The organism is Streptomyces lydicus, assembly GCF_001729485.1.
GTDB lineage: Bacteria > Actinomycetota > Actinomycetes > Streptomycetales > Streptomycetaceae > Streptomyces > Streptomyces lydicus_D.
This window is the reverse complement of record NZ_CP017157.1, coordinates 6,047,880-6,071,522: the sequence shown is the minus strand read 5'-3', so window position 1 is coordinate 6,071,522 and position 23,643 is coordinate 6,047,880. Positions and strand designations below refer to the sequence as shown.

Below are 23,643 nucleotides of genomic sequence, written 5' to 3'. Positions count from 1 at the left end.
GTCATGCAGTGTGTGCGGTTACCCTCGAAGTACTCGCGGGGTTCGGGCCCACCGGCCCGGACCCCGCTCTGCGTGGCCCACCCCCGCCGCGCGCACCGCACCACCGGAAAGAGAACCACCCCCATGAGCCCCTCGGCTCCGTCCCGCCTGCGCATCAAGTCCGCCGACGTCCTCATCGCCGAATCGGGCGCGGACCTCGAAGGCAACGGCCTCCGGCGCAGCATGGGCCTGTTCCAGCTCGTGTGCTTCGGTATCGGCGCCATCGTCGGCACCGGCATCTTCGTCGGCCTGTCCGACACCGTCGCCCAGGCCGGCCCGGCCGTCCTCGTGTCCTTCGTGCTGGCGGCCGTCACCTGCGTCTTCACCGCCTTCTCCTTCGCCGAGCTGGGCGGCGCCGTCCCGGTCTCCGGCAGCTCGTATTCCTATGCGTACGCCACCCTCGGCGAGCGCACCGCCTTCCTCGTCGGCTGGTGCCTGCTGCTCGAATACGGCATCTCGGTCTCGGCGGTCGCCGTCGGCTGGGGCCAGTACCTCAACGAACTGCTCGGCAGCGTGATCGGCCGGCAGCTGCCGGCCGCGCTCTCCAATCCGCCGGGGGCGGGCGGCGTCGTCAATGTGCCGGCCGTGGTCGTGATGCTGCTCGCCGCCCTGCTGCTGGTGCGCGGCATCCGCGAGAGCGCCCGTGCCACCGCCGCGATGGCGGTCCTCAAGCTCGCGGTCCTGGTGCTGTTCTGCGTGATCGGCTTCAGCGCCTTCCGGGCCGGCCACCTCTCGCCGCTCGCACCGCAGAGCATCGCCGGGATCACCTCGGGCGCGTCGGTCGCGTTCTTCTCGTACATCGGCTTCGACGCGATCACCACGGCCGGCGAAGAGGTGCGCAACCCCCGGCGCAACATCCCCGTCGCGATCATGGTCTGCATCGGTGTGGTCACCGTCCTGTACTGCCTGGTCGCACTCGCCGCCGTCGGTGCGCTCTCCGCCGACCAGGTCGCCGACCGGCCCGCCGCGCTGTCGCTGATCGTCAACCGCGTCACCCACTCGACGCTCGGCGGCGGGGTGATCGCCTTCGGCGCCGTCGTCGCCATCGCCTCCGTCGTGCTCGCGGTCATGTACGGCCAGACCCGCATCCTGATGTCGATGGCGCGGGACGGGCTGGTCCCGCGGATCTTCGAGCGGGTCTCGCCCCGGACGTCCACCCCGGTCGCCAACACCTGGATCGTCGCGGCGGTGTTCGCCGTGCCGGCCGCGGTCGTTCCGTTGGACGTGGTGATGAACCTGACCACCATCGGGACGCTGGCGGTCATGGCGGTGGTCAACCTCAGCGTGCTGGTGCTCCGGCGCACCCGCCCCGACCTGCCGCGCCGCTTCCGCGTCCCGCTCTTCCCGGCCGGCCCGGTCCTCGGCATCGGCTTCTGCGCCTACCTGATCTACGGGACCGGCCTCGCGACCTGGCTGCAGTTCGCCGGCTTCCTGCTGGCCGGTGCGCTGGTCTACGCGCTCTACGGGCGGCGCCACTCTCGGCTCGGGCAGCAGGCGGCGCGCCAGGAGCGGCAGTCGCCGGCCGGGCCGGCCCGGGCCGCCGTCAGTGCTGGAGCATCCGCTGCTGCTCGGGAAGGGTGAACCAGACCGCCTTGCCGCCCGCCGTCGCCCGGCAGCCGGACGCCGAGCTGAGGGAGCGGATCAGCAGCAGACCGCGGCCGCCGGCCGCAGCCGGCACGGCGACGTGGATCCCGTAAGAGGACAGGTCGGGCGGTTCGCCGAGCCCCTCGACGAGCACCGGATCGCCGTCGTGCACCTCCACCCGGCAGTCCGCCGGCCCGCGCACCACCACCAGCTCGATCGGGGCGCCCTCGCGGGCGTGCTTGAGCGCGTTGGCGACCAGCTCGGCGGTCAGCAGCTGAGCGGTGGTCCGGTCGGCGGTGGCCCGCAGGTCCTGCAGCGCGGTTCTGACCATGGCGCGCGCCACTGGCACCGCGGTGGCGCCGTGCGGCAGCGCGATGTGCCAGGTCGTGGGGGCCGGCAGGTCCTGCATGCCCTTCACGGTAGGGAGCGCGGGCGGCCCGGCTGCAGAGCCGAGCGGCCGGCTTCGGGGTGCCATACGTCTTACGGGTGACGGGACCTTCGGCCCAGCCGTCCGGCGCGCGTATCGCGCCCTCGTGACGGCAGTCACGAAGCGGTGATAACTTCGAAGGGCATCCGGAGAACATCCACCGGCCGACCCGCCAAAGGGGGCAGGCAGCCCGATGAGCCCGTTCGCAGGATCCGCCCACCGCACAGACCCCTGGCAGCACATCCGCGTGACCAGGCAGGACGGGGTCGCCACCGTCACCCTGGCACGCCCCGAGAAGCTCAACGCGCTCACCTTCGAGGCGTACGCCGACCTCCGCGATCTGCTCGCCGAGCTGTCCAGGGAACGCTCGGTACGCGCCCTGGTGCTCGCGGGGGAGGGGCGCGGATTCTGCTCCGGCGGCGATGTCGAGGAGATCATCGGCGCCACCCTTGGTATGGACACCGGCCAGCTGCTGGACTTCAACCGGATGACCGGCCAGGTCGTACGGGCGCTGCGGGAGTGCCCGTTCCCGGTGATCGCGGCGGTGCACGGCGTCGCGGCCGGCGCCGGCGCGGTACTGGCCCTGGCCGCGGACTTCCGCGTCGCCGACCCCTCCGCCCGCTTCGCCTTCCTCTTCACCCGCGTCGGACTGTCCGGCGGTGACATGGGCGCGGCCTACCTGCTGCCCCGCGTGATCGGTCTCGGCCACGCCACCCGGCTGCTGATGCTCGGCGACACCGTCCGCGCCCCGGAGGCCGAACGGCTGGGACTGATCAGCGAGTTGGCCGAGGAGGGCCGGGCCGACGAGGCGGCCGCCGCCCTCGCCCGGCGGCTCGCCGAGGGGCCCGCGCTCGCGCACGCCCAGACCAAGGCGCTGCTCACCGCCGAACTCGACATGCCGCTCGCCGCCGCCGTCGAGATGGACGCCGCCACCCAGGCGCTGCTGATGAACAGCGCCGACTACGCGGAGTTCCACGCCGCCTTCACCGAGAAGCGGACGCCCAAGTGGCAGGGGAAATAGCCATGCGGGTCGCCGTCATCGGCGGAGGCCCCGGCGGGCTCTACGCCGCCGTCCTCCTCAAGCGCCTCGACCCCACCCGCGAGATCACCGTTTGGGAGCGCAACGCGCCCGACGACACCTTCGGCTTCGGCGTGGTGCTCTCCGACGAGACCCTCGGCGGCATCGAGCACGCCGACCCGGAGGTCTACCGCGCGCTCCAGCGGGAGTTCGTCCGCTGGGACGACATCGACATCGTGCACCGGGGCCACACCCTGACCTCCGGCGGACACGGCTTCGCGGCGCTCGGCCGGCGCCGGCTGCTGGGCATCCTGCACCGGCGCTGCCGCGACCTCGGCATCGAGCTGCGCTTCCGGACCGAGGCGCCGCCCGCCGCCGAACTGGCCCGCACCCACGACCTGGTGATCGCCGCGGACGGGGTGCACAGCGCCACCCGCACCGCACACGCCGACGCCTTCGGCCCCCGGCTGACCACCCACCGCTGCCGCTACATCTGGCTCGCCGCCGACTTCGCCCTCGACGCCTTCCGCTTCGAGATCGCCGAGACCGCGCACGGCGTCGTCCAGCTGCACGCCTACCCCTACTCCCGCCCGGCACCCGACTCGCGCCCCGGGGCGGCGCCCGCCGGGCCGCGGCATCCGGGCGGCGCCAGCACCGTCATCGTCGAGATGCGCGAGGAGGTGTGGCGGGCCGCCGGGCTCGACCGCGCCGACGAGCGCGAATCCGCGGAGTGGTGCGCCAAGGTCTTCGCCGATGCCCTGAGCGGCCGGCCGCTGCGCTCCAACAACTCCAGCTGGATCGCCTTCCGCACGGTCGTCAACGAGCGCTGGTCGCACGGCAACACGGTGCTGCTCGGCGATGCCGCGCACACCGCGCACTTCTCCATCGGCTCCGGCACCAAGCTCGCCGTCGAGGACGCCCTGGCGCTGGCCGCCTGCCTCCAGGAGCAGCCCGACACCGCCGCCGCACTGGCCGCGTACGAGGCGGAGCGCCGCCCCGTCGTCGCCTCCACCCAGCGGGCCGCCCGCGCCAGCCTCGCGTGGTTCGAGGAGCTGGCCACCTACGTCGACCAGCCGCCCCGCCAGTTCGCCTTCAACCTCCTCACCCGCAGCCGCCGCGTCACCCACGACAACCTGCGGCTGCGCGACCCCGGATTCGTCGCGGCGGTCGAGGACGAGGCGGCCGTCCCGGCCGGGACCCCGCCGATGTTCACGCCGTTCCGGCTGCGCGGCCTGACCCTGCGCAACCGCGTCGTGGTCTCGCCCATGGACATGTACTCGGCGCAGGACGGCGTCCCCGGCGACTTCCACCTCGTCCACCTCGGCGCCCGGGCCCTGGGCGGCGCGGGGCTGGTCATGACCGAGATGGTCTGCGTCAGCGAACGGGGCCGCATCACCCCGGGCTGCGCCGGGCTCTACACCCCTGAGCAGGCCGCGGCCTGGCGCCGGGTCACGGACTTCGTGCACGCGCAGGCGCCCGGTGCCGCGATCGGACTCCAGCTCGGCCACGCCGGCCGCAAGGGCTCCACGAAGCTGATGTGGGACGGCATCGACGAACCGCTCGACGACGGCAACTGGCCCCTCGTCGCCCCCTCCCCCCTTCCCTACAAGCCCGGCAGCCAGCGCCCCCAGGAGCTGACGCCGGACGAACTCGACGGCATCCGGGAGCAGTTCGCCGCCGCCGCGCGCCGCGCCGTCGACTGCGGCTTCGACCTGCTCGAACTGCACTGCGCCCACGGCTATCTGCTGTCCGGATTCCTCTCCCCGCTGACCAATCAACGCACCGACGCCTACGGAGGTTCCCTCTCCCGCCGGCTCCGCTTCCCCCTGGAGGTCTTCGACACCGTCCGTGCGCTGTGGCCGGCCGACAAGCCGATGACGGTCCGCATCTCCGCCACCGACTGGGCCGACGGCGGCACCACCGCCGAGGACGCGGTCACCGTCGCGGCGGCCTTCGCCGAGCACGGCGCCGACGCCATCGACGTCTCCACCGGGCAGGTCGTCGCCGACGAGCGTCCCGACTTCGGACGGTCGTACCAGACGCCGTTCGCCGACCGGATCCGCAACAGCCTCGGCGTACCGGTCATCGCGGTCGGCGCGATCTCCTCCTGGGACGACGTCAACTCCCTGGTCCTGGCCGGCCGGGCGGACCTGTGCGCGCTGGCCAGGCCGCACCTGTACGACCCGCACTGGACGCTGCACGCCGCCGCGGAACAGGGGTACGCGGGACAGGGCGCCCCCTGGCCGCTGCCCTACCAGGCGGGCAGCCGCACCCCGCCCACCGGGCGTACCGACGCGCCGAAGCCCCGCCTTACGCTGCGGTGACGGGGAGGCACGGGCAGCGGGGCGGGGCCGTTTCGGGGCGCCGATCCGGCGGCGGCTCCTCAGGGCGGTGTCAGGAGGTGGGCACGCTGGTGATCCGCGCCGCCGTCACCGGTTTGCCGTGCTGTTCCACGGACACCTCGATCTGCCGGCCGCCGTCAGCGGCCGCCGGCCGGGGCCCGTCCGCGGCGCGCGCCTGCACCCAGCAGGGGGCGTCCAGTTCGGCGTACCGCTCGAAGTCGCACTCCATCGCCGTCGGCAGGGTCAGCCCCGGCGCCGCGGCCTGCGCGGCCTGCCGGACGGCCTCGATCATCAGCATGCCGGGGGCGTGGTCGACGGGATGGTCGAAGAGCACCGGGTGGGAGGTGTCCACCCGCAGCTGCCAGCGGTCGGGCCGGTTCGTGGGGGAGAGCACCACGTCGCGCTCCCGGTCCCGGCCCACCAGCCGCGGGGTCACCGGCTCGGGCAGCGGCAGCCGCTGGGCGTTGGCCAGCGTCAGGTCGCTGTACTTGCCGCGCAGCCGGCGGTAGACGGCGGGACTGTGGCAGGAGTAGTCGAGCGACGCGGTGGCCAGGTCCGCGCCGTCACACCGGATGCGGAAGTGCTGACGGGCGCTGATCAGCCGCTTGCCGCGGCGGAGCACGTCATGGTCGGTGATGTGCAGCTCCACCTCGGCCGGTTCGTCGGCGGCGCGCAGGGCCTGCGGGGTGAGGTCGTAGCGGACCCGCTGCCAGATGATGGGGTGGTCGAGCGGCACGCGGTGCGCGACATGGCTCAGTAATATCCCGGCCTGCCGCATCGTCTCGATCAGTAACAGCGGATCGTGCAGGCCGCCCACCGGGCCGTAGAAGCTGTGGGCGCGCGGCCACTGGGCGCTCACGACCCAGCTGTCAGCGGTGCCGCGCCGCCAGTTCGTCAGGAACACCTCGGACACGGCGGTGCGGTGGACGTACTCCCGCGGCACGGTCGTGGTCAAAGCGGACGGTCGGTTTCCGTCGGCGAACCGGCCTCTGTCGTCATGGCGCTGATCGCGCCAGGACGGCATGAGGGTGGCGCTGGCCATAGGTATCCCCTTCTGAAGTGCGGCGCTCAGCGTCCTGAGGGTCTGAGACTCACTGCCGCGGCCCTGCCGCACCAAGATACGGACCATGTGGTTTGTTTTCTAGTGCCAATGAACCGGTTCCTCCGCCCCGAAAGGGGGCGCTGCCGTCAGACGGAGACCTGCACGGCGCGGCCGTGCGGATCGAGATGACTCATCGCGCCGGGCGAGGCAAGGCCCGGCAGGGTGTGTTTCCACAGCGCGGTGACCCGCTCGGGAAGATCCGCGCGGTTGGTCGCCGCCCGCGAGAACAACTGCACGCCCATATAAGCGGCGACGAAGAACTCGGCCGCCCGGTCGGGCGCCACCCCCGGCAGTAATTCCCCGTTGTCCCGGGCCTCGCTGAACATCGTGGTGATGATGTCGGTCCACGCCTGGTACGGCACCAGGGGCTCGTCGCTGAAGGTCGTCTCGACCGCGATACGGGTGCCGGCCTGCAACAACGGGTCGCTGCGCAGCGCCAGCGCCACCTGGTGGGTGAAGTCGATGGCGTCCTGCAGCCGGGACTCGCTGACCTGCGGCAGGAAGGGATCGGTCTGCTCGGTGATCACCGCGCGGGCCAGTGCGTCCTTCGACGTGAAGTGAAAGTACACCGCTCCCTTGGTGACGCCGGCGCGCTGGATGATCTCGGCCATCGTGGCGGCCTGGTAGCCGCGGGTGCCGATGACATGAGCCGCGGCTTCGAGGACGGCGCGCCGGGTGCGCACTGCGCGTTCCTGCTTGACCACCGATCATCCTCCGTATGCTCTCTTGGAGTTGTTGCGCCCGAGTGCGACCCGCCGCCGTGGCCGCGCAGTCTATTTGCGCATCATAAAGAAGCCAACCATGCGGTATTGAAGCTGCAGCGTGCCGCGCCGCGCCGTCCGCGGCCACGAATGTGAGGAGCCGCCCCCGATGACCCCCACCGCCGTTCCCGACGTACCCGCCGTTCAGCGGGAGGTGCGGCTCGCCGCCCGCGCCGAAGGGCAGCTGACCACGCGGCACTTCACGCTCGCCGAGGTGCCGGTGCCGCAGCCGGGCCCCGGTCAGGTCCTGGTGCGGACGCGGGTGATGGCGGTGACCGCGGCGATGCGGACCCAGATGACCGGCGCCCCGCTGCCGATGCCCTCCTTCGTGCCCGGCCAGGCGCTGTGGGGCTCCGCGGTCGGTGAGGTCGTGGCGGCCCCCGGCGGCGGCTTCGCGCCCGGTGAGCTCGTCCACCACCCCTACGGCTGGCGGGAGTTCGCGGTGGTCGACGAGGGGCGGCTGCGCCGGCTGGCCCCGGACGCGCTGCCCACCCCCGCCGCGCACCTGTCACAGGGGGCGACCGCCTGGGGTGCGCTGACCCGCGCGGTGGAGGTCCGCCCCGGTGACACCGTGTTCGTCACCGGCGCGGCGGGCGGGGTGGGCAGCCTGGCCGGGCAGCTCGCCCGGCGGCTGGGGGCCGGCCGGGTCGTGGGCAGCACCGGATCGGAGCGCAAGGCCGCCCGGCTGCGCGCCGAGCTGGGGTACGACGACACGATCGTGCGCGGGGCCGGACCGATCGACCGGCAGCTGCGCCGGGCGGCCCCGGACGGCATCGACGTACTGCTGGACACCGTGGGCGGCGAGCAGCTCACCGCCGCGCTCGCGGCGGCCCGCCCCGACGCGCGGTTCGCGCTGGTCGGCGCGCTCGCGACCCAACTGGGCGGTGACGGGGGCGCCGTCGCGCCGGTGGAGCTGGACGCGGGGCTGATCATCACCCGGCGGGTGGTGCTGCGGGGCTTCGGGCTGCACGCCCACCCGGATCTGCCGCAGGAGTGGACGAAGGAGTTCGGCCAGGGCCTGCGGGACGGCTCCCTGGTCTTCCCGCACGCCTTGCTGAAGGGGATCGAGCAGGCGCCGCGCGCGCTGTGCGAGCTCACCCAGGGGCACCACATCGGCGCCGTACTGGTGGAGTTGTGACCGGCGTACGCGCGGCGGCGGACGTACGGCGCCGAGCGGCGGGCCCGGTCAGCCGGCCGCCGGCAGCCGGTCCGGTGCCGGGATTCCGGCGGCCGTGATCCGTCCCGGCGCGGCCGGCAGCAGGGACCAGAGGCCGACCACGGCCTCCTTGTCCCACCATGTGCCGTCCTCGCTGCCCAGGTGCAGCAGACCCACCACGATCGACGTCAACAGCTGGGCGGTGCGGCGCGGTTCGGCGTCCGGCGCGTGCGCCGCCGGCCTGCCGAGCCCGCCGGTGCCGCAGGTCACCGCCTTGTCGAGGAAGAGCGCGTACCAGCGCTGCTCCAGGGCGTAGATCCCGAGGCCCGGTGCGGTCTCCGGCCGCAGCCGCAGTCCGGCGCGCAGTACCGCGTCGGACTCCACCCGCTCGAACAGCTCGACGGCGAAGTCCTGCACCGCGGTGGTCAGCGGCTGCGGGGAACGGGTGAAGGCGTCCTCGATCTCCTGCAGGGTGGCGAGCGCGGCGTCGCGCACCGCGAGGGTGAGGTCGTCCTTGGACGTGAAGTGGAAGTACAGGGCTCCCTTGCTCAGGCGGGCCCGCCGGCTGATCTCGACCATGCCCGCGGCGGGAACCCCCTTCTCCAGGAAGGTCTCTGCGGCCGAGCGGATGAGTGCCTGGCGGCTCTGGATGGCGCGATGCTGGGTGGGCACGGTTCCGTCCCGTCTCTAGTACGGCTGCGAGCTGATTGCAGTCTACATAGAAAACCAACCATGCGGTTCGATATTCTTCAGGTGAATGGCCGGAATCGGCACACCCTGACGCGAACCCGATGTCCGCCCGCTCCGGCGGCCCTTACGGGGACCCGCGGGACGGTGTTTCCTCAGTCTGGCGCCCCACGGGAGTGTTGTCGACCCGTCAGGATGTGACAAAGGCACATTGACAAACAGCGCAGGCGGTTTTTAAATCTCGGAAGGCGGTAAACGGGACGATCCCTTCCGTTGCCGCCGCCGCGACGGTCGCGTGCCGTCCCAGGACAGCGGTGCGCCATGGCAAGACCGCCTCTGCCTTCACCTGTCACCGACCGCAGGCCGCCCCACCAGCCGAGCCAGCACCCGTCACCGAACACCGCACCCCTCATCGGAATCCGGAAAGGTCTCCAGCCATGCGCGTAGCAACGGAAGTCGGCGAACGTCCCGCGAGAGGTGCACGGGGTGCCGCCGGTGGTGAGACGATCAGGGCCGCCGTCTTCGACCTGGACGGGACGCTTGCCAACACCCTCCCGGCGATCAGCAAACTACTGGTCAAGGTGGCCTCTGAACAGGGTAGTTCGGTGACTGCCCGGCAGGCGGCCACCGCCATCGGCAAGCCCCCCGGCCCCGCCTTCGGCCGGCTGCTGGGCCGGCCCGAGGACGACGAACGGGTGCAGGCCGCCATTTCCCGCTACCGCGAGCTGTTCGCCTACGAAGTCCTGTGCCAGGGCCCGCAGCTGCTCTTCCCCGGCGTGACCGCGGGGCTCTCCGCGCTGCGCGCCCACGGCGTCGAGCTGGCCGTCGCCACGTCCAAGACCACCCGCAGCGCCGAGGCGCTGCTGGACGTCATGGGCATCCGCGACCTGGTCGGGCCGGTCATCGGCCAGGACATGGTCCGGCGCGGCAAGCCGCATCCGGAGATGGTGCTGCGAGCCGCCGGCCGCCTGGGCGTCGCACCCTGGCAGAGCGCCTATGTCGGGGACACGGTGGGGGACATGAGGATGGCGGTCACCGCGCGCATGGAGCCGGTGGCGGTGACCTACGGCGTCGGTACGTTCGGCGAGCTCGCCGCGGTCGCCGGCACCCGGATGTGCAGCTCGTTCAAGGACGTGGTGTCGGTGATCGCCGCCGCCCGACCGCGGGCGGCGGCCGGCATGCCGCACCGTCCGGCCGTCGCCATGGGGGGTCCGGCGCGACGCCGCTGAGGGCGGCGCCCTCACGGCCCGGTCGTCACCTCGCGCACGTAGCGGGCCCCCGCGTCCTGGAGCGTGCCGTGCAACCGGCCGAACACCTCCGCGGCGCGGCCGCCCGGCCAGTCCTCCGGCAGGAGGGGAGAGGGCAGCCCGGGATCCGCGTACGGGAGACGGCGCCAGGCGTCCAGCGCCAGCAGGTAGTCGTGGTAGGCCGCTTCCGGCGGCACCGTGCGCCGTCGGGACCAGCGGCGCAGCACCGGCTCCTGCTCCGCCAGGAAGGCGCGGTGCTGCGCGGCGACGGCGTCCAGGTCCCACCAGCGCGCCACCGCGTCCGCCGTCGGGGCGAAACCGGCGTGCGTACCGGTGAAGAGGTCGACGTACGGGCTCAGTTGGAGCCGCTCCAGGGTGTGCCGGGTCTCCTCGTAGAGCTGGGCGGGGGCGATCCACACACCCGGTGCCGCGGTGCCGAAGCCGAGGCGGGCCAGGCGCGAGCGCAGCAGGTGACGCTTGTGCCGCTCCTCCTCGGGGACGGAGAAGACGGCCAGCACCCAGCCGTCGGACAGCCGGGCGGCCGGTCGGCCGAAGATCCGCCGGTCGCCGTCCTCCAGCAGCTGGCGGGCCGGCTCCGACAGCCCGTAGGCGGCCGCCCCGGCGTCGGTGCGCCCGGGGACGAGGAGGCCGCGCCGCTTGAGCCGGGAGACCGCGGAGCGCACCGACGGCGGGTCCACCCCCAGCACGCCGAGCAGCCGGATCAGCGCGGCGACCGGCACCGCCCCGGTCGCGGGCCCCGCGGTGCCGGGCCCGCCGCGCCCGTAGGCGCCGTAGAACGTGACGATGAGGGACCGTGGGGTGCGCTGCGTCTGCTGGTCGGTCACCGCTTCACTCTAGATCGGGTGCGCGCAGCCGGAAGCGCTGGAGCTTGCCGGTGGGGGTGCGCGGCAGGGCGGCGTGGAAGACGATGTCGCGCGTGCATTTGTAGGGCGCGATACGGGCCTTGGTGAAGGCCCGCAGCGCGGCGACGGTGTCCTCCCCGCGCGGGACGCCGTCCCGCAGCACGACGTGCGCGACGACGACCTGCCCGCGCTCCTCGTCGGCCCGTCCGACCACCGCGGCCTCGGTCACGTCCGGGTGCCGCAGCAGGGCGTCCTCCACCTCGGGCCCGGCGATGTTGTAGCCGGCCGAGATGATCATGTCGTCGGCGCGGGCGACATAGCGGAAGTAGCCGTCGGGGTCCCGCACATAGGTGTCGCCGGTGAGGTTCCAGCCGTCCCGGACGTACTGCGTCTGCCGGGCGTCCGCGAGGTAGCGGCAGCCCGTCGGCCCGCGCACGGCCAGCAGCCCCGGTTCGCCGTCCGGCAGCGGTGTGCCGTCCGCCCCCACCACCCGGGCCTCGAAGCCCGGCACCGGCAGGCCCGTCGTGCCCGGGCGGATCGCCTCGTCCGCGGCCGAGATGAAGATGTGCAGCAACTCGGTGGCGCCGATGCCGTTGATGATCCGCAGTCCGGTCGCTTCGTGCCAGGCCCGCCAGGTCGCGGCGGGCAGGTTCTCACCGGCCGACACGCACCGCCGCAGGGAGGAGATGTCGTGCCCGGCGAGCCGGGGCAGCATCGCCCGGTAGGCGGTCGGCGCGGTGAACAGGACGGAGATCCGGTGCGCCGCGATGTCGCCGAGCAGCTTCTGCGGGCCGCCCCAGTCGGTGAGCAGGGCCGAGGCGCCGGCCCGCAGGGGGAAGACGACCAGACCGCCGAGGCCGAAGGTGAAGCCCAGCGGCGGGCTGCCGGCGAACACGTCGTCGGGGGTCGGCCGGAGCACCTGCGCCGAGAAGGTGTCCGCGATGGCGAGCACATCGCGGTGGAAGTGCAGACAGCCCTTGGGGCGGCCGGTGGTCCCCGAGGTGAAGGCGATCAGCGCGACGTCGTCGGCCGCGGTCGGCACCGCGGTGTACGGAGCGCCGCCGGGCCGGGCGAGCTGCCGCAGATCGTCCGGGCCGTCCCCGCCGTACGTGGTGAGGCGCAGCCCCGGCACCGCGGCCCGGGCCAGGTCGTCGACCGCGCGGACGTCGCACAGCGCGTACCGGACCTGGGCGATCTCGCAGATCGTGGTGAGTTCCTCGGGCCGCTGCGCGGCCAGCACGGTCACCGCGACCGCCCCGGCCTTCATCACGGCGAGCCAGCAGGCGGCGAGCCAGGGCGTGGTGGGGCCGCGCAGCAGTACGCGGTTGCCCGGCAGCACCCCGAGCCGGTCGGTGAGCGCATGCGCGATCGCGTCCACCCGGTCGCGCAGCTGCCCGTACGTCCATACCGGGCCGCTCGCGTCGCGCAGCGCGGGCCGGTCGGCACCGAGCCGTCCGATGGTGCCGTCCAGCAGCTCGGCGCCGCAGTTCAGACGGTCCGGATAGCCCAGATCGGTGAGGTGCGGCCACTGCTCGGGGGGCGGCAGCCGGTCGCGCGCGAAGGTGTCGGTGTGGGCCGAGGACCGTAGCTCCATGGCGGATGTGCCCCCTAGCTGGGGAGGCCGGGTGGCCGGCTCGGTGGGCTGCTCGTAGGGCCGGCGGGACCGGTCGACGAGGTTCGAGGACTGCCGTTCGGATCCGTCGTCAGCGTAACGTGTTCGTGACGGCAGTCAACAGACCGCGATAGAGGACCGCTACCAGGGAGCCGCCTCGTGACTGTATTCGCGCTGGGACCGACGGAACGGGAATGGTGCGCCGAGCTGCGCGCCATGACGGCCGAACGGCTGAGCCCGCTCGCGGAGAAGGGCGAACCGGGCCGGATCAACCGCCCGCTGGTCGCCGCCCTCGGCGAACTGGGCCTGCTGCGCCGCCTGTTCCCTGCCGAGGGGCCGCTGCGCGCCCTGGACCTGTGCCTGCTGCGGGAATCCCTCGCGCGGGAGTGCACGGAGGCGGAGACCGCGCTGGCGCTCCAGGGCCTGGGGGCCTACCCGCTGGTGCAGTCCGGGACCGAGGCGCAGCGCGCCCGTTGGCTGCCCGAGGTCGCCGCCGGGCGCGCGGTCGCGGCCTTCGCGCTGAGCGAGCCGGGCGCGGGCTCGGACGCCGCCGCGCTGTCCCTGGCCGCCGAGCCGGACGGCCCGGACGGCTGGCGGCTGACCGGCGAGAAGTGCTGGATCTCCAACGCCCCGGACGCGGACTTCGCCACCGTCTTCGCCCGCACCGGCGGCGCGGCGGGCGCCCGCGGCGTCACGGCCTTCCTCGTTCCCGCCGGCCGTCCGGGCCTGACCGGCGAGCGCCTGGACATGCTCAGCCCGCACCCCATCGGCACGCTGGTCTTCGACGGCACGCCGGTGACCAGGGCGGACGTGCTGGGCGAGGTCGACGGCGGGTTCGCCGTCGCGATGGCCACCCTCAACCTCTTCCGGCCCAGCGTGGGCGCCTTCGCGGTCGGCATGGCGCAGGCCGCGCTGGACGCGGCGCTGGCCCACGCGGGCACCCGCACCGCGTTCGGCGGCCCGCTGAAGGACCTGCAGTCCGTGGGGCACCAGCTCGCCGAGATGGCCACCCGGGTCGAGGCCGCCCGCCTCCTCGTCTATGCGGCGGCCTCCGCGTACGACACCGGGGCACCCGGCATCGCCCGCAGTGCGGCCATGGCCAAACTGCTGGCGACCGAGACCGCCCAGTACGTGGTCGATGCCGCGGTCCAGATCCACGGCGCGCGGGCGCTGCGCCGCGGACACCTCCTGGAACACCTCTACCGGGAGGTCCGCGCGCCGCGGATCTACGAGGGCGCCACGGAGGTGCAGCGCTCGATCATCGCCAAGGAGCTGTACCGGCGCTGAGCCGCGGGCCGGACACCCCGCGCGCGGGGCCGGGCGCGGCGCTCAGCTGTTGACCTTCCAGACCTGGCCCAGCTTGCACCGGCCGGAGGTGGGACCGCCGTTGGGGTTCTTGATGAACGTGCCGCTGACCATGGCGGGCCGGGTCTGGCCGGCCGCCACCTGGACCGAGGAGATCTCCGCGGTGCCCACGTAGCCGCCGGACCCGTCGGTGAACTGGACGGTGCCGTTGTACGTCGCCATGCCCCGCGTGTTGCCGTTGGTCACGCTCAGCCGGGCGCTGAGGGTGCCCGCCGCGTTGTCCACCTGGCAGTCGGTGATGCGGATGTCCGCCTCGGGCGACGTGGTGGAGCCGGCGGTCGGCGAACCGACGGTGCTGCCGCTGCTGGTGGTGGTGCCGGAGCTGCCGTAGCCGCCGGAGGAGCCGCTGTACCCGCCGCTGGAGCTGGAGCTGGAGCTGTGGCTGCTGCCGCAGCCGCCGCCGTGCGAATGCCGGGCACCGGTCAGCGCGACGACCACCAGTGCGCAGACGGTGACAGCGCGGACATGGCGAATCTTCATGACGATCTCTTCCCCCGAGTGAAACGGCCCCCGCGTGGTGGCCGAAAACGCCTGCTCTTGACGAGCGCGCGTCAGGCTAGCAAGCAGCGGCACGGGAGCCGAAATCCCGGCCCGCGGACGACCGACGGGCGAGTGTCAGTGGCGGATGTCAGGCTGAAATCACGCAGGACCGCCGCGAAGGGAATCGTCATGATCACTACTGACTTCGTACCGGGCTCCCCGTGCTGGCTGGATCTCGGCGCCCCCGACGTCGAGGTCGCGGCGGCCTTCTACCGAGCCGTGTTCGGCTGGCGGGCCGAACCGTACGGTGACCAGGGCGCCGGCGGATACACCCTGTTCCGGCTCGACGGGAAGGTGTCCGCCGGGGTCGGCCCGCTCCCCGCGGACCGGGCCCGCTCCGCCTGGACGCTCTACTTCCACACCCCCGACGCGGACGAGACGGTCAAGACGGTGGAGCAGGCGGGCGGCGCGGTCCTCTCCCCGCCGGTCGACGTCGGCGCGGGCGACGGCCGGTTCGCCCGGCTCGCGGACCCGCAGGGTGCGGAGTTCGCCGTCTGGCAGCCCGGGCGGTATCCGGGCTTCGAAACCGCGGACGGCGCGGGCAGCCTGGGCTGGACCGAGCTCTACACCACGGACGCGGCCGCCGCGCAGACCTTCTACCGGACCGTCTTCGACTGGGGCACCCAGGACATGCCCCTCCCGGGAGGCGGCGGCACCTACACCCTCCTGCGCCCCGCGAACTGCAGCGACGAGCGGATGCACGGCGGCCTCATGGGCGTCCCCACCGATCTGCTCGGCCCCGCGGGGAAGCCGTACTGGCACCCGGTGTTCGGCTCCCACGACTGCGATGCCACCGTCGGCCTGGTGACGGGCAACGGCGGCACGCTGTCGATGGGCCCGGAGACCGCCGAGGGCGTCGGCCGGCTGGCGGTCTGCAACGACCCGTCCGGCGCGGAGTTCGTCGTCCTCACCCCACAGGGCGCGCTCTGACGGCACCGCCTGTGAGACGTCGGCCGCCGACCGGTCCTGCCCGCTTCCGACCCGTGTGTCGCACCCCCCGCTTACACTGACTGCTCCGAGGCTGAACAGGGGGCGGGATGAACACCGGTGTCAGCAGGCTGACCCTCGATCTGGCAGGCGCGTCGGACACCGATGCGGACGAACTCCAGGCGCTCGGCGAGCAGTTGCGCCGCGCCCTGCTGGAACTCGACGTCGAGGACGTGCGGTTGGCCCGGCCGGGCACGGCGGCTCCCGAGGGCGCCAAGCCGGGCGAGGCCCTCGCGGTCGGAGCGCTCGTCGTCACCACCGCCCCGCTGCTGGTCCGCCAGGTGCTCCAGCTCGTCGACACCTGGCTGCGCAACCGCCCGCTGCGCAGCGTCAAGGTCGAACTCGACGGCGCGGTCATCGAGTTGGGCCACGCCTCCGCCGAGGACCAGCGCCGCCTGATCGACGCGTTCGTGGAGGCGAGGACCCAGCAGGCCGGAACTTCCCCGTCCGGGGAGTGAAAGGTGTCCGGTTTCCCGACCGGCCGCAGGGACGCACTGCTGATCGCCACGGGCAGGTACGAGAGCCCCGCGCTGAAACCACTGCGCTCGCCCCGCCAGGACTGCGAGGGCCTGGCCGCCGTCCTTCGTGACCCGGCCATCGGCGGCTTCGCCGTCCAGCAACTGGTGGACGGCGCCTCGTACGAGGTCAAGCGCGCGCTGGAGCAGTTCTTCCGCAACCGCGGCCGGGACGACCTGCTGCTGCTCCACCTCTCCTGCCACGGCATCAAGGACGACGAGGGCCATCTGTCCTTCGCCGCCCGGGACACCGACAAGGACCTGCCGGCCTCCACGGCCGTACCGGCCGCCTTCCTGCACGACCAGATGGCGCGCTGCCGGGCCCGCACCATCGTGGTGCTGCTGGACTGCTGCTACAGCGGGGCGTTCCTGCCCGGCGCGAAGGGCGACGACTACGTCCAGGTCCGCGAGGAGCTGGCCGGCCACGGCCGCGCCATCCTCACCGCGACCAACCGCACCGAGTACGCCTGGGAGGGCGACCACTTGGAGACCGCCGCGCCGCAGCCCTCCCGCTTCACCGGCGCCCTGATCGAGGGCCTGCGCAGCGGCGACGCGGACGCCGACCAGGACGGCCGGATCACGGTCACCGAGCTGTACGAGTACGCCTTCGAGTATCTGCACCACACCGGCGCGCGGCAGCGCCCCCAGATGTGGGCCGACCTGGAATACCGGGTCACCCTCGCCAGGACCGCCAACGCCCGGAGCACGCCGGCGGAGGCGGCCTTCGCCGCGGCAGGGACCACCGCCGGAGAGGCGTCCGCCGCCCCCGCACCCCCACCGGGCGCCCCGGTCGAGGGCCCACCGCCGCCGACCCCGGGACTGTTCGGGCGGCTCAAGGACGCGTTCAACGGCGTGGAGAGCGGGCCCCCCGCCGCTCCGCCGCGCTCCCGGCGCCCCCGCCGCGGCCAGGACTACGTGCTCAGGGTGGAGTTCCCGCTGATCGAAACGGCCCTGGGCACCCTCAAGGACATTGATCTCGAGACCGCCAAGGTCTGCGACACCTGCCGGGGCGAAGGCGCGGCCGCCGGCACCCCGGTGTACCCGTGCGACCCGTGCGCCGGCACCGGGGAAGCCATCGGGACGTCGCCCGAGGGCGGCCCCCTTCCGTGCTCCGCCTGCGACGGGGACGCCGTGCGCATCCCGTCACCGTGCCAGGAGTGCGGCGGCGCGGGACGGGTGCGCGTCCGACGGTCCATCACCGTCAAGGTTCCCGGGGGCGTCGACCACGGCACCCGGATCCAGCTCGCCGGCGAGGGCGAGGTCGGCCCGGGCGGCGGCCCGCCCGGTGACCTGTACCTGGAGGTCGTCGAACTCGTGCACCCGGAGCTGGTGCGCCGCGGCGACGACCTGCACGTGACCCGGCGCCTCACCCGCGCACAGGCGCGCCGCGGTTGCACGATCCAGGTACCGACCCTCGAGGGCCCCAAGTCCGTCCGCGTCCCCGCCGAGACGCGCTCGGGCCTGACCCTGCGCCTCGCCGGACACGGCACGATGCACCTGCGCGGCGGCGGCCGCGGAGACCTCCTGGTCCGCCTCGAAACAGGCGACAACAGCAACGGCCGCTCCCCGCACGGCCGTTAGCGCCACGGGACGTCAGCGGGCCGGACGGAGGCCGGGCAGCGTCGCCCCCACCCCGCCCCTCACACCCGCACGCGCTGCCACTGGCCCCGCTGCCGCCACTCGCCGTCGTCGCGCGCCCAGCTCGTCACGAGGGCGGCGACCTCGTCGTGCCCCTTCATGGCGTAGGGCGGCCCGACGACGGCGCGGAAGTGCTGGTCGGGTCCGCCGTCCCGGTGCTCCACCAGGCAGCTCCCGTCCTCCGCGAGGTGGACCTGGATGTAGTGCTGCTCCGGATCGCGGCCGTCCGCACGCTCCACGACGAGGAACGGGAACGTCAGATTCAGCTCGCTGAGCAGGTCGTACAGCTGCTCCGCGTCGGGGCTGTCGTGCACGGTGCCGTCGGCGGTGAGGGCGCGGGTGGCGGTCACGAGGCATCCTCGGGGCGCAGCACCGACCGCTCGGCCAGCGCGGCGAGGTCGTCACCGGTCGTCGGCCGGGAACCGTCCGGCCCGTGCACCGTCAGCTCGGCCCCGCACTCGGCCCGGAACACGGCACCGAGGCGGTTCTCCCACTCGACGAGGCTGCCGGGGGACCCGGGCAGCAGGGACAGTTCGTGCCGCAGCACGTCCAGCGTCGCCAGGCCGCGGTCCGGGCCCTCGCTGTGGCTCCCGGTGCGTTCGTTGCGGTAGCGCATCCGCAGGAAGGGCACCGGGTCGCGGCGCAGCTTCGTCGGCTGCAGGCCCCGGTCGAACTGGTGGCGTGCCTCCGCGAGCGTCTCGGACCCGGAGAACTCCTGGCGCCAGCCGGGGAAGAGGGCCACCGTCGCCTTGTGGAGGTCGGCGTCCTCCTGCCCGTGGTACTCGTGCACGTCGGGCCCGACGGCCGCGACCACGTCGAAGTCCCATCCGGGGCAGGCGAGCCCGTCCAGCACCACGAGCGGACGCTCGCCGTCCAGCAGCCGGTCCGCCCCGTCGCGGGCCAGTTCCAGCACGGCGCGGGCCAGCGCCGGGTCGTACTCGCCCATGACGCGCATCTCCAGGACGCGGCCCCCCGCGACCACGGCGTCGAACGAGAAGATCATGCGTGACCAGTGCCAGGCGTCCGGCACGCCGGCTACGGGCTCGGCGCCGGGCTGGCCGGCCAGCTTCGACGTCAGGTCCATGGTGGGGCTCCTCTGGTTCGGGCCCCTGCTCAGGTGCAGGAGTAGTTCGGGCCGGTGTTCTGGCTGTACGTAGCGGTCATCTTGCCTCCGCCGCTGGAGTTGTCCTTGCGGGACATGGGCTCCATGTTATTGGCGTCGTTGTAGAAGTCGTTGCGGGTGGCACGGTCGGAGTCGTGGCCCGTCTTGTTCCAGTGGTCGACGACCGGGTGCAGATGCTCGTAGGTGAGCTGGTCCTTGCCGCCCGGCACCGGTTCGCCCTTGGAATTGAACCAGGTGAGCTGGTCCCGCGGGATCCGGTCGCCGGCCTGCGGATGGCCGGCCGGGAAACGGGGCGCGCCGCCCTGCGCCTGGCCCTCGACCGTCCACTTGGCCGTCATCGCGTCGTGCGTCGACTGCCGGTAGCTGCTGGGGTATTCGGTGTCGCGGTTGTGGGTGGCCGGACCGTTCGGGTTCGGCAGGAAGCGGCCGTTCGGCCCGCGCTGCGGGGTCAGCCCCAGGGGGTCGGAGACGGTGAACGGGTTGTCGACGTAGGCGTAGTGGTTGGGGGCCGCCACCAGCCCCAGCGGGTCGGGGGTGAGGTAGCGGGCGGTCTCGGGGTCGTAGTGGCGGAAGTAGTTGTAGTTCCACCCGGTCTCGGCGTCGGCGTACTGGCCGGGGAAGCGCAGCGGGCAGGCGTCCCCGCTGCCCTCGCCGACCGGTACGCCCCAGGCGGTGGTGCGCAGCCGCCAGGTGATCTCCCCGTCGGGCGTGACGAGTTCGGTGGGGGCGCCCGAGACATCGGTGACCACGGTGTGGAAGGCGCGGCGGCCCCCGGCGTGCACGACGGTCTGGGTGAGCGGGCGGTGGGTGCCGGAGTGGTAGTCCCACGCGGTGGCGGTGCCGTCCGACGTCACCTGCTCCGCGAGCCGGGTGCCGTCCCAGACGAAACGAATCTCCTCGGCCGGCTGCCCCGCCCCGTCGAGGCGCCGCTTGGCGGTGCGCCGCCCCGCGGTGTCGTACTCGTACGTCCAGTGCGTGCCGTCGGCCAGCACGGCGTCCGTGAGCTGGTTCGCCGTGTTCCAGGTGAAACTGGCCGTGCGGGTCTGGCCGTTGAGGAGGCGGGTGGTGCGGCGCACCAGCCGGCCGTCCTCGTCGTACGTGTAGGAGTGGCGTCCGCACCGCTCCAGACGGTTGCCGGTGAACGCCCGCTCGGTGTCGGCCGCCCCGTCGCCCGGGGTGTCGGCGTGGGTGAGGTTGCCGGCGCTGTCGTAGGCGTAGGTCTCGCTCCAGCCCTGGGCGCGCACGGCGGTGACCCGGCCGTCCGGGTCGAGCTCGAAGCTGCGGGTGCCGCCCGCCGAGTCCGTGATGCCGCGGAGGTGGCCGTCGGAGCGGTAGGCGTAGGCGCGGTGCTGGAGGGTGTCGGCGTCGCGGGTGACGGACTGGGAGCTGAGCCGCCCCGCGGCGTCCCACTCCTGCGCCAGGACGAGACCGGGCCCGATGAGCCGCCGCACCTCCCGGTCGGCGTCGTCGAAGGTGAAGTCCACCCGGTCGCCACCGACGTCCAGGGCGGCCGGCCGGCCAGCGGTGTCGTACGACCACGTGGAGAGCACCCCGCTCGGGGTGCGCCGGCTGGTGCGCCGCCCCAGCGCGTCGTACGTCCACGTCGTGGTGCGGCCGTCGATGTCCTCGGTGACCTTGCGGCCGAGGACGTCGTAGGTCTGGGTGACGGTGGTGGTGGCGTTGGCGGACCGCAGCAGGCAGCCGGCCGGGTCGTACGCGAAGGTGGCGACGCCGTCGGCCGAGTGCTCCTCGACGGTGCGGCCCAGTTCGTCGCGGACGAACACCGTGGTCAGGCCCGCGGCGCCGGTGCGGGTGGCGAGTTCACCGGTGGGATCGGGCCGGTACGCGACGGACCGGCCCTGGAAGTCGCGCTCCCCGACGAGGCGGCCGACCGCGTCGTACTCGTAGTCCCAGGTGTGGCCGCGCGGGTCGGTGACAGTGGTGAGCCGCAACTCGGTGTCGTGCGCGAAGGCGTGGGTGGTCCCGTCGGGGGTGGTGCGGGTGACGGGGGTGCCGAAGTGGGTGTACGTGTACCGGGACACCTGGCCGAGGCGGTCGGTGTGGGCCACCAGGTTGCCCTCGCCGTCCCACTCCCAGGTCTCGGTCGCGCCGTCGGCGTACTCCCGCCACGCCGGCTTGCCCTCCCCGGTCCAGCCGAAGCGTTCGGTGCGTCCGCCGGCGTCGGTGAAGACACTGACCCGGCCGAACGCGTCGCGCTCGACGACGGTGGTGTGGCCCAGCGGATCGGTGACCGCCACCGGCAGGCCGGCCGGATCGCTCGCGACCCTGCGGGTGTGGCCCAGGGCGTCGGTGACCGCGGACAGCCTTCCGCAGTCGTAGGCGAAGGTGGTGACGGCGCCGGCCGGGTCCGTGGTGCGGACCTGGTTGCCGCGGTCGTCGTACTCGTGCCGCCAGGTCGCGCCGTCCACCTCGACGATCTCGACGGGCAGGCCCAGCGCGTCGTAGGTGGCGCGGGTCGTGCGGCCGTCCGGGCGGGTGACGGTGGCGAGATTGCCCTCGTCGTCATAGGTGTAGCTGCTGGTGTGCCCGAGCTCGTCGGTGACCGAGGCGAGCAGGTCCGGGCCGGTCCAGGTGCGGTGCGTGCGGTGGCCCGCGGCGTCGGTCCAGCCGGTGAGGCGCCGCTGCTCGTCGTAGTGGTAGACGGTGGTGCGGCCGAGGGAGTTGGTGTAGCTGTTGGCGCGGTTGAGGCGGTCGTAGGAGAGCGTGCAGGAGAGGTAGCCGTCCGAGCCGGTGCCCCGCACGCAGCGGTCCGCGCCGTCGTACTCCCAGCGGTACCAGCCGCCGTTGCGGTCGACCCGCTCGACGATGCGCCCCGACGCGTCGTACACGAAGCGCGTGGTGTGGCCGAGCGCGTCGGTGACCCCGGTGAGGTCGCCGTCGTCGTAGCCGTAGCGCCGCAGCACCGTGCCGGCCTCGCCGTCCTCGGTGCCGAGGAGGCGGAGGGCCACCACGCGGCCGCCCTCGGTGTCGACGGCGATGCGGTAACCGCCGCTGTGCCGGATCTCGAACGGCGTGCCGTCGTCGTCGCGCCAGATGTCGACCCGGTGGCCGTTGCGGTCGGATAACGCCTGCAGCGGGAGGGTGATCCGGCCGGCCGCGGCGTCCGCCCTGGTCACCGAGGCCGGCATGAAGTGCAGGGTGTGCCCGGTGGCGCGGTCGGTGACCAGGATCTCACCGGCCGGTGTCCCGTCCCAGCGCAGCTCCCGGCGGGGGCCGTGGTGGGGGAGGACGGCGGCGTCCGGGGCCGGCACGTCGTAGGAGAGCAGCATGCCGTCGGCGGTGGCGAGGACGAGGCCCCGCTCGTCGGCCTCCAGGCGCTGGTCCAGGGTGGAGGCCCAGGAGCCGCCGAACCACTGGCCGCACCGGTAGGACGACAGGTGGGTGCGCTCGACGACGAGGTCGAGCAGGCCGGGCAGCCGCACGTCGGTCTCGGTGAGGATCATCTCGCCCGACACCAGGTCGATGGGGTCGCCGCCCTTGCAGCGGCCGCCCGCCGGCTTGGACGAACCCACCCCGTCCCGGTTCACCCCGTCCCGCAGCGAGGGATCGCCCTCACCCGGTCGCCCCGAACCCGGGCCCTTCAAGGGGCCCTTGGGCCCGCCGCCCTCCGGCCCGGACGAGGGGTGCGGTGACGAGGCGGGGGAGGTGTGGGGCGCCTTGGGCGTGTCGCCGTGCCGGCCCTTGAGGATGTCGTCCATGTGCGACGCGTGCTTGGCGTCGGTCTCGGCGTGGTTCTTCGCCACCTGCCGCAGGCGGTCACCGGTGTCGTGATAGAGGTTCTTGACGGCCTTTCCGGCATCCTCGCCGAGCGTTCTGCCGAGCCGCACGGCGCCGTCCTCCAGCGCCTTGACGATACGGTTCGTCACGCGAAACTCACCCCGCTCAGCTTGCTCTTGAAGTCCTCGGCATGCGCCGCCACCGTCTCGGCGTGCTTGCTCAGCGCCTGCGAGCGGGCGTGCAACTCCTCGGGGTGGACGGAGAAGTGCTCACCCGCGCCACCGGCGGGCACGCCCAGGGCCTTGGCGGTGCTCTCGAAGACGAGCCCGCTCACCGCCTTGCCCACCACCTCGACGAGCGGGGTGATGGCGGCCTCGATCACCTGGCCGATGACGTACTGCTCCAGCTGCTGTTCCAGATAGCTCGTCGCCTTGCGGGCCGCCGCGATGATGCCGGCCTCCGCGACCTCGGCGAGCCCGAAGGTGAAGGCCGCGGCGGCCTGGTCCGCGATGAACGTCACGGCCAGCGCGACGAGTTCACCGATGGCGGCCGCCTTCATGCCGACGATGACACCGGCCGCGGCGTCCAGGGCGGTCGCCACCGTGTGGCACGCGGCCACGAGTTCGTTCATGTGCCCGGACGACATCTGGCCCCACTTGGCCATCAGGGCGTCGTAGGAAGCCCCTTGGTAGATCTCGGACAGCTGCTCCACGGACGAGGTGGCGTCCTGGTGGCTCTGCTGGACGTTGTTCCCGAAATCCCTTACGTGACCTGCGAATTCGCGGACCTTGTCCTCGTTGACGTTCGGCCAGTGGACCCCGATGAAGTCGAGGAACGACACCACGGCGTCGGGTAATTCCAGTGCCATGGAGTCCCCCTGAATGAGATCGCGTCAGCCC

The 23,643-nt window shown here is 73.2% G+C and carries 20 protein-coding genes; 9 read left to right on the top strand and 11 right to left on the bottom strand.

Annotated features, from left to right (window positions below; all coding sequences use genetic code 11):
• The first annotated feature begins 123 nt into the window (after positions 1 to 123).
• Positions 124 to 1,620 carry an amino acid permease gene (locus tag SL103_RS26370; RefSeq protein WP_069571415.1) on the top strand — a complete coding sequence of 499 codons (1,497 nt, stop codon included), beginning with the start codon at positions 124 to 126 and terminating at the stop codon, positions 1,618 to 1,620.
• Here SL103_RS26370 and SL103_RS26365 read toward each other — a convergent pair.
• The gene (locus SL103_RS26365; protein ID WP_069571414.1) at positions 1,583 to 2,032 is read right to left on the bottom strand and encodes an ATP-binding protein; all 450 of its coding nucleotides are present in this window, start codon (positions 2,030 to 2,032) and stop codon (positions 1,583 to 1,585) included. The genes SL103_RS26370 and SL103_RS26365 overlap by 38 nt on opposite strands.
• Positions 2,033 to 2,243: 211 nt before the next feature.
• On the opposite strand from SL103_RS26365, the gene SL103_RS26360 reads away from it, so the two are divergent.
• On the top strand, positions 2,244 to 3,071 hold the full coding sequence (locus SL103_RS26360) for an enoyl-CoA hydratase family protein (protein WP_069571413.1): 828 nt from the start codon (positions 2,244 to 2,246) through the stop codon (positions 3,069 to 3,071).
• 2 nt (positions 3,072 to 3,073) lie between these two features.
• Entirely contained in the window at positions 3,074 to 5,392 is a 2,319-nt protein-coding gene (locus SL103_RS26355; protein ID WP_069571412.1) for a bifunctional salicylyl-CoA 5-hydroxylase/oxidoreductase, read from the top strand.
• 70 nt (positions 5,393 to 5,462) lie between these two features.
• Here the strand turns inward: SL103_RS26355 and SL103_RS26350 are convergent, their stop codons facing one another.
• Positions 5,463 to 6,452, bottom strand: a complete 990-nt coding sequence (locus SL103_RS26350; RefSeq protein WP_069571411.1) for a ScbA/BarX family gamma-butyrolactone biosynthesis protein — start codon at positions 6,450 to 6,452, stop codon at positions 5,463 to 5,465.
• Between the two features lie 146 nt (positions 6,453 to 6,598).
• Positions 6,599 to 7,216, bottom strand: coding sequence for a ScbR family autoregulator-binding transcription factor (locus SL103_RS26345; RefSeq protein ID WP_033269160.1), 618 nt, complete (start codon positions 7,214 to 7,216; stop codon positions 6,599 to 6,601).
• A gap of 166 nt (positions 7,217 to 7,382) precedes the next feature.
• On the opposite strand from SL103_RS26345, the gene SL103_RS26340 reads away from it, so the two are divergent.
• The gene (locus SL103_RS26340; RefSeq protein ID WP_069571410.1) at positions 7,383 to 8,411 is read left to right on the top strand and encodes an MDR family NADP-dependent oxidoreductase; all 1,029 of its coding nucleotides are present in this window, start codon (positions 7,383 to 7,385) and stop codon (positions 8,409 to 8,411) included.
• Between the two features lie 48 nt (positions 8,412 to 8,459).
• On the opposite strand, the gene SL103_RS26335 is transcribed toward SL103_RS26340, so the two are convergent.
• Positions 8,460 to 9,101 (bottom strand): TetR/AcrR family transcriptional regulator, encoded by a 642-nt coding sequence (locus tag SL103_RS26335; RefSeq protein WP_069571409.1) that lies wholly within the window; start codon positions 9,099 to 9,101, stop codon positions 8,460 to 8,462.
• Positions 9,102 to 9,553: 452 nt separating this feature from the next.
• On the opposite strand from SL103_RS26335, the gene SL103_RS26330 reads away from it, so the two are divergent.
• The gene (locus tag SL103_RS26330; protein WP_069571408.1) at positions 9,554 to 10,345 is read left to right on the top strand and encodes an HAD family hydrolase; all 792 of its coding nucleotides are present in this window, start codon (positions 9,554 to 9,556) and stop codon (positions 10,343 to 10,345) included.
• 11 nt (positions 10,346 to 10,356) lie between these two features.
• Here the strand turns inward: SL103_RS26330 and SL103_RS26325 are convergent, their stop codons facing one another.
• Both SL103_RS26325 and SL103_RS26320 read right to left on the bottom strand, forming a co-directional pair.
• Positions 10,357 to 11,208, bottom strand: coding sequence for a PaaX family transcriptional regulator (locus SL103_RS26325; protein WP_069571407.1), 852 nt, complete (start codon positions 11,206 to 11,208; stop codon positions 10,357 to 10,359).
• Between the two features lie 4 nt (positions 11,209 to 11,212).
• The gene (locus tag SL103_RS26320) at positions 11,213 to 12,820 is read right to left on the bottom strand and encodes an AMP-binding protein (protein ID WP_069571406.1); all 1,608 of its coding nucleotides are present in this window, start codon (positions 12,818 to 12,820) and stop codon (positions 11,213 to 11,215) included.
• 177 nt (positions 12,821 to 12,997) lie between these two features.
• Between SL103_RS26320 and SL103_RS26315 the strand changes: the two genes are divergently transcribed.
• Complete coding sequence (locus SL103_RS26315; RefSeq protein WP_069571405.1) at positions 12,998 to 14,125, top strand: acyl-CoA dehydrogenase family protein; 1,128 nt, start codon at positions 12,998 to 13,000, stop codon at positions 14,123 to 14,125.
• A gap of 42 nt (positions 14,126 to 14,167) precedes the next feature.
• On the opposite strand, the gene SL103_RS38060 is transcribed toward SL103_RS26315, so the two are convergent.
• Positions 14,168 to 14,683 (bottom strand): hypothetical protein, encoded by a 516-nt coding sequence (locus tag SL103_RS38060; protein WP_069571404.1) that lies wholly within the window; start codon positions 14,681 to 14,683, stop codon positions 14,168 to 14,170.
• 189 nt (positions 14,684 to 14,872) lie between these two features.
• On the opposite strand from SL103_RS38060, the gene SL103_RS26305 reads away from it, so the two are divergent.
• From SL103_RS26305 to SL103_RS26295, 3 genes are all read left to right on the top strand, one after another.
• Positions 14,873 to 15,673 (top strand): VOC family protein, encoded by an 801-nt coding sequence (locus tag SL103_RS26305; protein ID WP_069571403.1) that lies wholly within the window; start codon positions 14,873 to 14,875, stop codon positions 15,671 to 15,673.
• Positions 15,674 to 15,780: 107 nt separating this feature from the next.
• Positions 15,781 to 16,188: a hypothetical protein gene (locus tag SL103_RS26300; protein ID WP_069571402.1), complete on the top strand. Its 408-nt coding sequence runs from the start codon at positions 15,781 to 15,783 to the stop codon at positions 16,186 to 16,188.
• A 3-nt stretch (positions 16,189 to 16,191) separates the two neighbouring features.
• Positions 16,192 to 17,826 carry a caspase, EACC1-associated type gene (locus tag SL103_RS26295; RefSeq protein WP_069571401.1) on the top strand — a complete coding sequence of 545 codons (1,635 nt, stop codon included), beginning with the start codon at positions 16,192 to 16,194 and terminating at the stop codon, positions 17,824 to 17,826.
• A gap of 59 nt (positions 17,827 to 17,885) precedes the next feature.
• On the opposite strand, the gene SL103_RS26290 is transcribed toward SL103_RS26295, so the two are convergent.
• From SL103_RS26290 to SL103_RS26275, 4 genes are read right to left on the bottom strand one after another with little or no spacing between them, the layout of a single operon-like run.
• Positions 17,886 to 18,233, bottom strand: a complete 348-nt coding sequence (locus SL103_RS26290) for a hypothetical protein (RefSeq protein ID WP_069571400.1) — start codon at positions 18,231 to 18,233, stop codon at positions 17,886 to 17,888.
• Entirely contained in the window at positions 18,230 to 18,967 is a 738-nt protein-coding gene (locus tag SL103_RS26285) for a hypothetical protein (RefSeq protein ID WP_069571399.1), read from the bottom strand. Before SL103_RS26285 ends, SL103_RS26290 begins: the two co-directional genes overlap by 4 nt.
• A 29-nt stretch (positions 18,968 to 18,996) precedes the next feature.
• On the bottom strand, positions 18,997 to 22,893 hold the full coding sequence (locus SL103_RS26280; RefSeq protein ID WP_069571398.1) for a DUF6531 domain-containing protein: 3,897 nt from the start codon (positions 22,891 to 22,893) through the stop codon (positions 18,997 to 18,999).
• Positions 22,890 to 23,612 carry a WXG100 family type VII secretion target gene (locus SL103_RS26275; protein WP_069571397.1) on the bottom strand — a complete coding sequence of 241 codons (723 nt, stop codon included), beginning with the start codon at positions 23,610 to 23,612 and terminating at the stop codon, positions 22,890 to 22,892. Before SL103_RS26275 ends, SL103_RS26280 begins: the two co-directional genes overlap by 4 nt.
• Positions 23,613 to 23,643: the final 31 nt, after the last annotated feature.

What these genes read in the sequence shown, in the direction of transcription:
- SL103_RS26370 (WP_069571415.1), top strand. Translation starts at nt 124, where the DNA reads ATGAGCCCCTCGGCTCCGTCCCGCCTGCGCATCAAGTCCGCCGACGTC.
- SL103_RS26365 (WP_069571414.1), bottom strand. Translation starts at nt 2,032, where the DNA reads ATGCAGGACCTGCCGGCCCCCACGACCTGGCACATCGCGCTGCCGCAC.
- SL103_RS26360 (WP_069571413.1), top strand. Translation starts at nt 2,244, where the DNA reads ATGAGCCCGTTCGCAGGATCCGCCCACCGCACAGACCCCTGGCAGCAC.
- SL103_RS26355 (WP_069571412.1), top strand. Translation starts at nt 3,074, where the DNA reads ATGCGGGTCGCCGTCATCGGCGGAGGCCCCGGCGGGCTCTACGCCGCC.
- SL103_RS26350 (WP_069571411.1), bottom strand. Translation starts at nt 6,452, where the DNA reads ATGGCCAGCGCCACCCTCATGCCGTCCTGGCGCGATCAGCGCCATGAC.
- SL103_RS26340 (WP_069571410.1), top strand. Translation starts at nt 7,383, where the DNA reads ATGACCCCCACCGCCGTTCCCGACGTACCCGCCGTTCAGCGGGAGGTG.
- SL103_RS26330 (WP_069571408.1), top strand. Translation starts at nt 9,554, where the DNA reads ATGCGCGTAGCAACGGAAGTCGGCGAACGTCCCGCGAGAGGTGCACGG.
- SL103_RS26320 (WP_069571406.1), bottom strand. Translation starts at nt 12,820, where the DNA reads ATGGAGCTACGGTCCTCGGCCCACACCGACACCTTCGCGCGCGACCGG.
- SL103_RS38060 (WP_069571404.1), bottom strand. Translation starts at nt 14,683, where the DNA reads ATGAAGATTCGCCATGTCCGCGCTGTCACCGTCTGCGCACTGGTGGTC.
- SL103_RS26305 (WP_069571403.1), top strand. Translation starts at nt 14,873, where the DNA reads ATGATCACTACTGACTTCGTACCGGGCTCCCCGTGCTGGCTGGATCTC.
- SL103_RS26300 (WP_069571402.1), top strand. Translation starts at nt 15,781, where the DNA reads ATGAACACCGGTGTCAGCAGGCTGACCCTCGATCTGGCAGGCGCGTCG.
- SL103_RS26285 (WP_069571399.1), bottom strand. Translation starts at nt 18,967, where the DNA reads ATGGACCTGACGTCGAAGCTGGCCGGCCAGCCCGGCGCCGAGCCCGTA.
- SL103_RS26275 (WP_069571397.1), bottom strand. Translation starts at nt 23,612, where the DNA reads ATGGCACTGGAATTACCCGACGCCGTGGTGTCGTTCCTCGACTTCATC.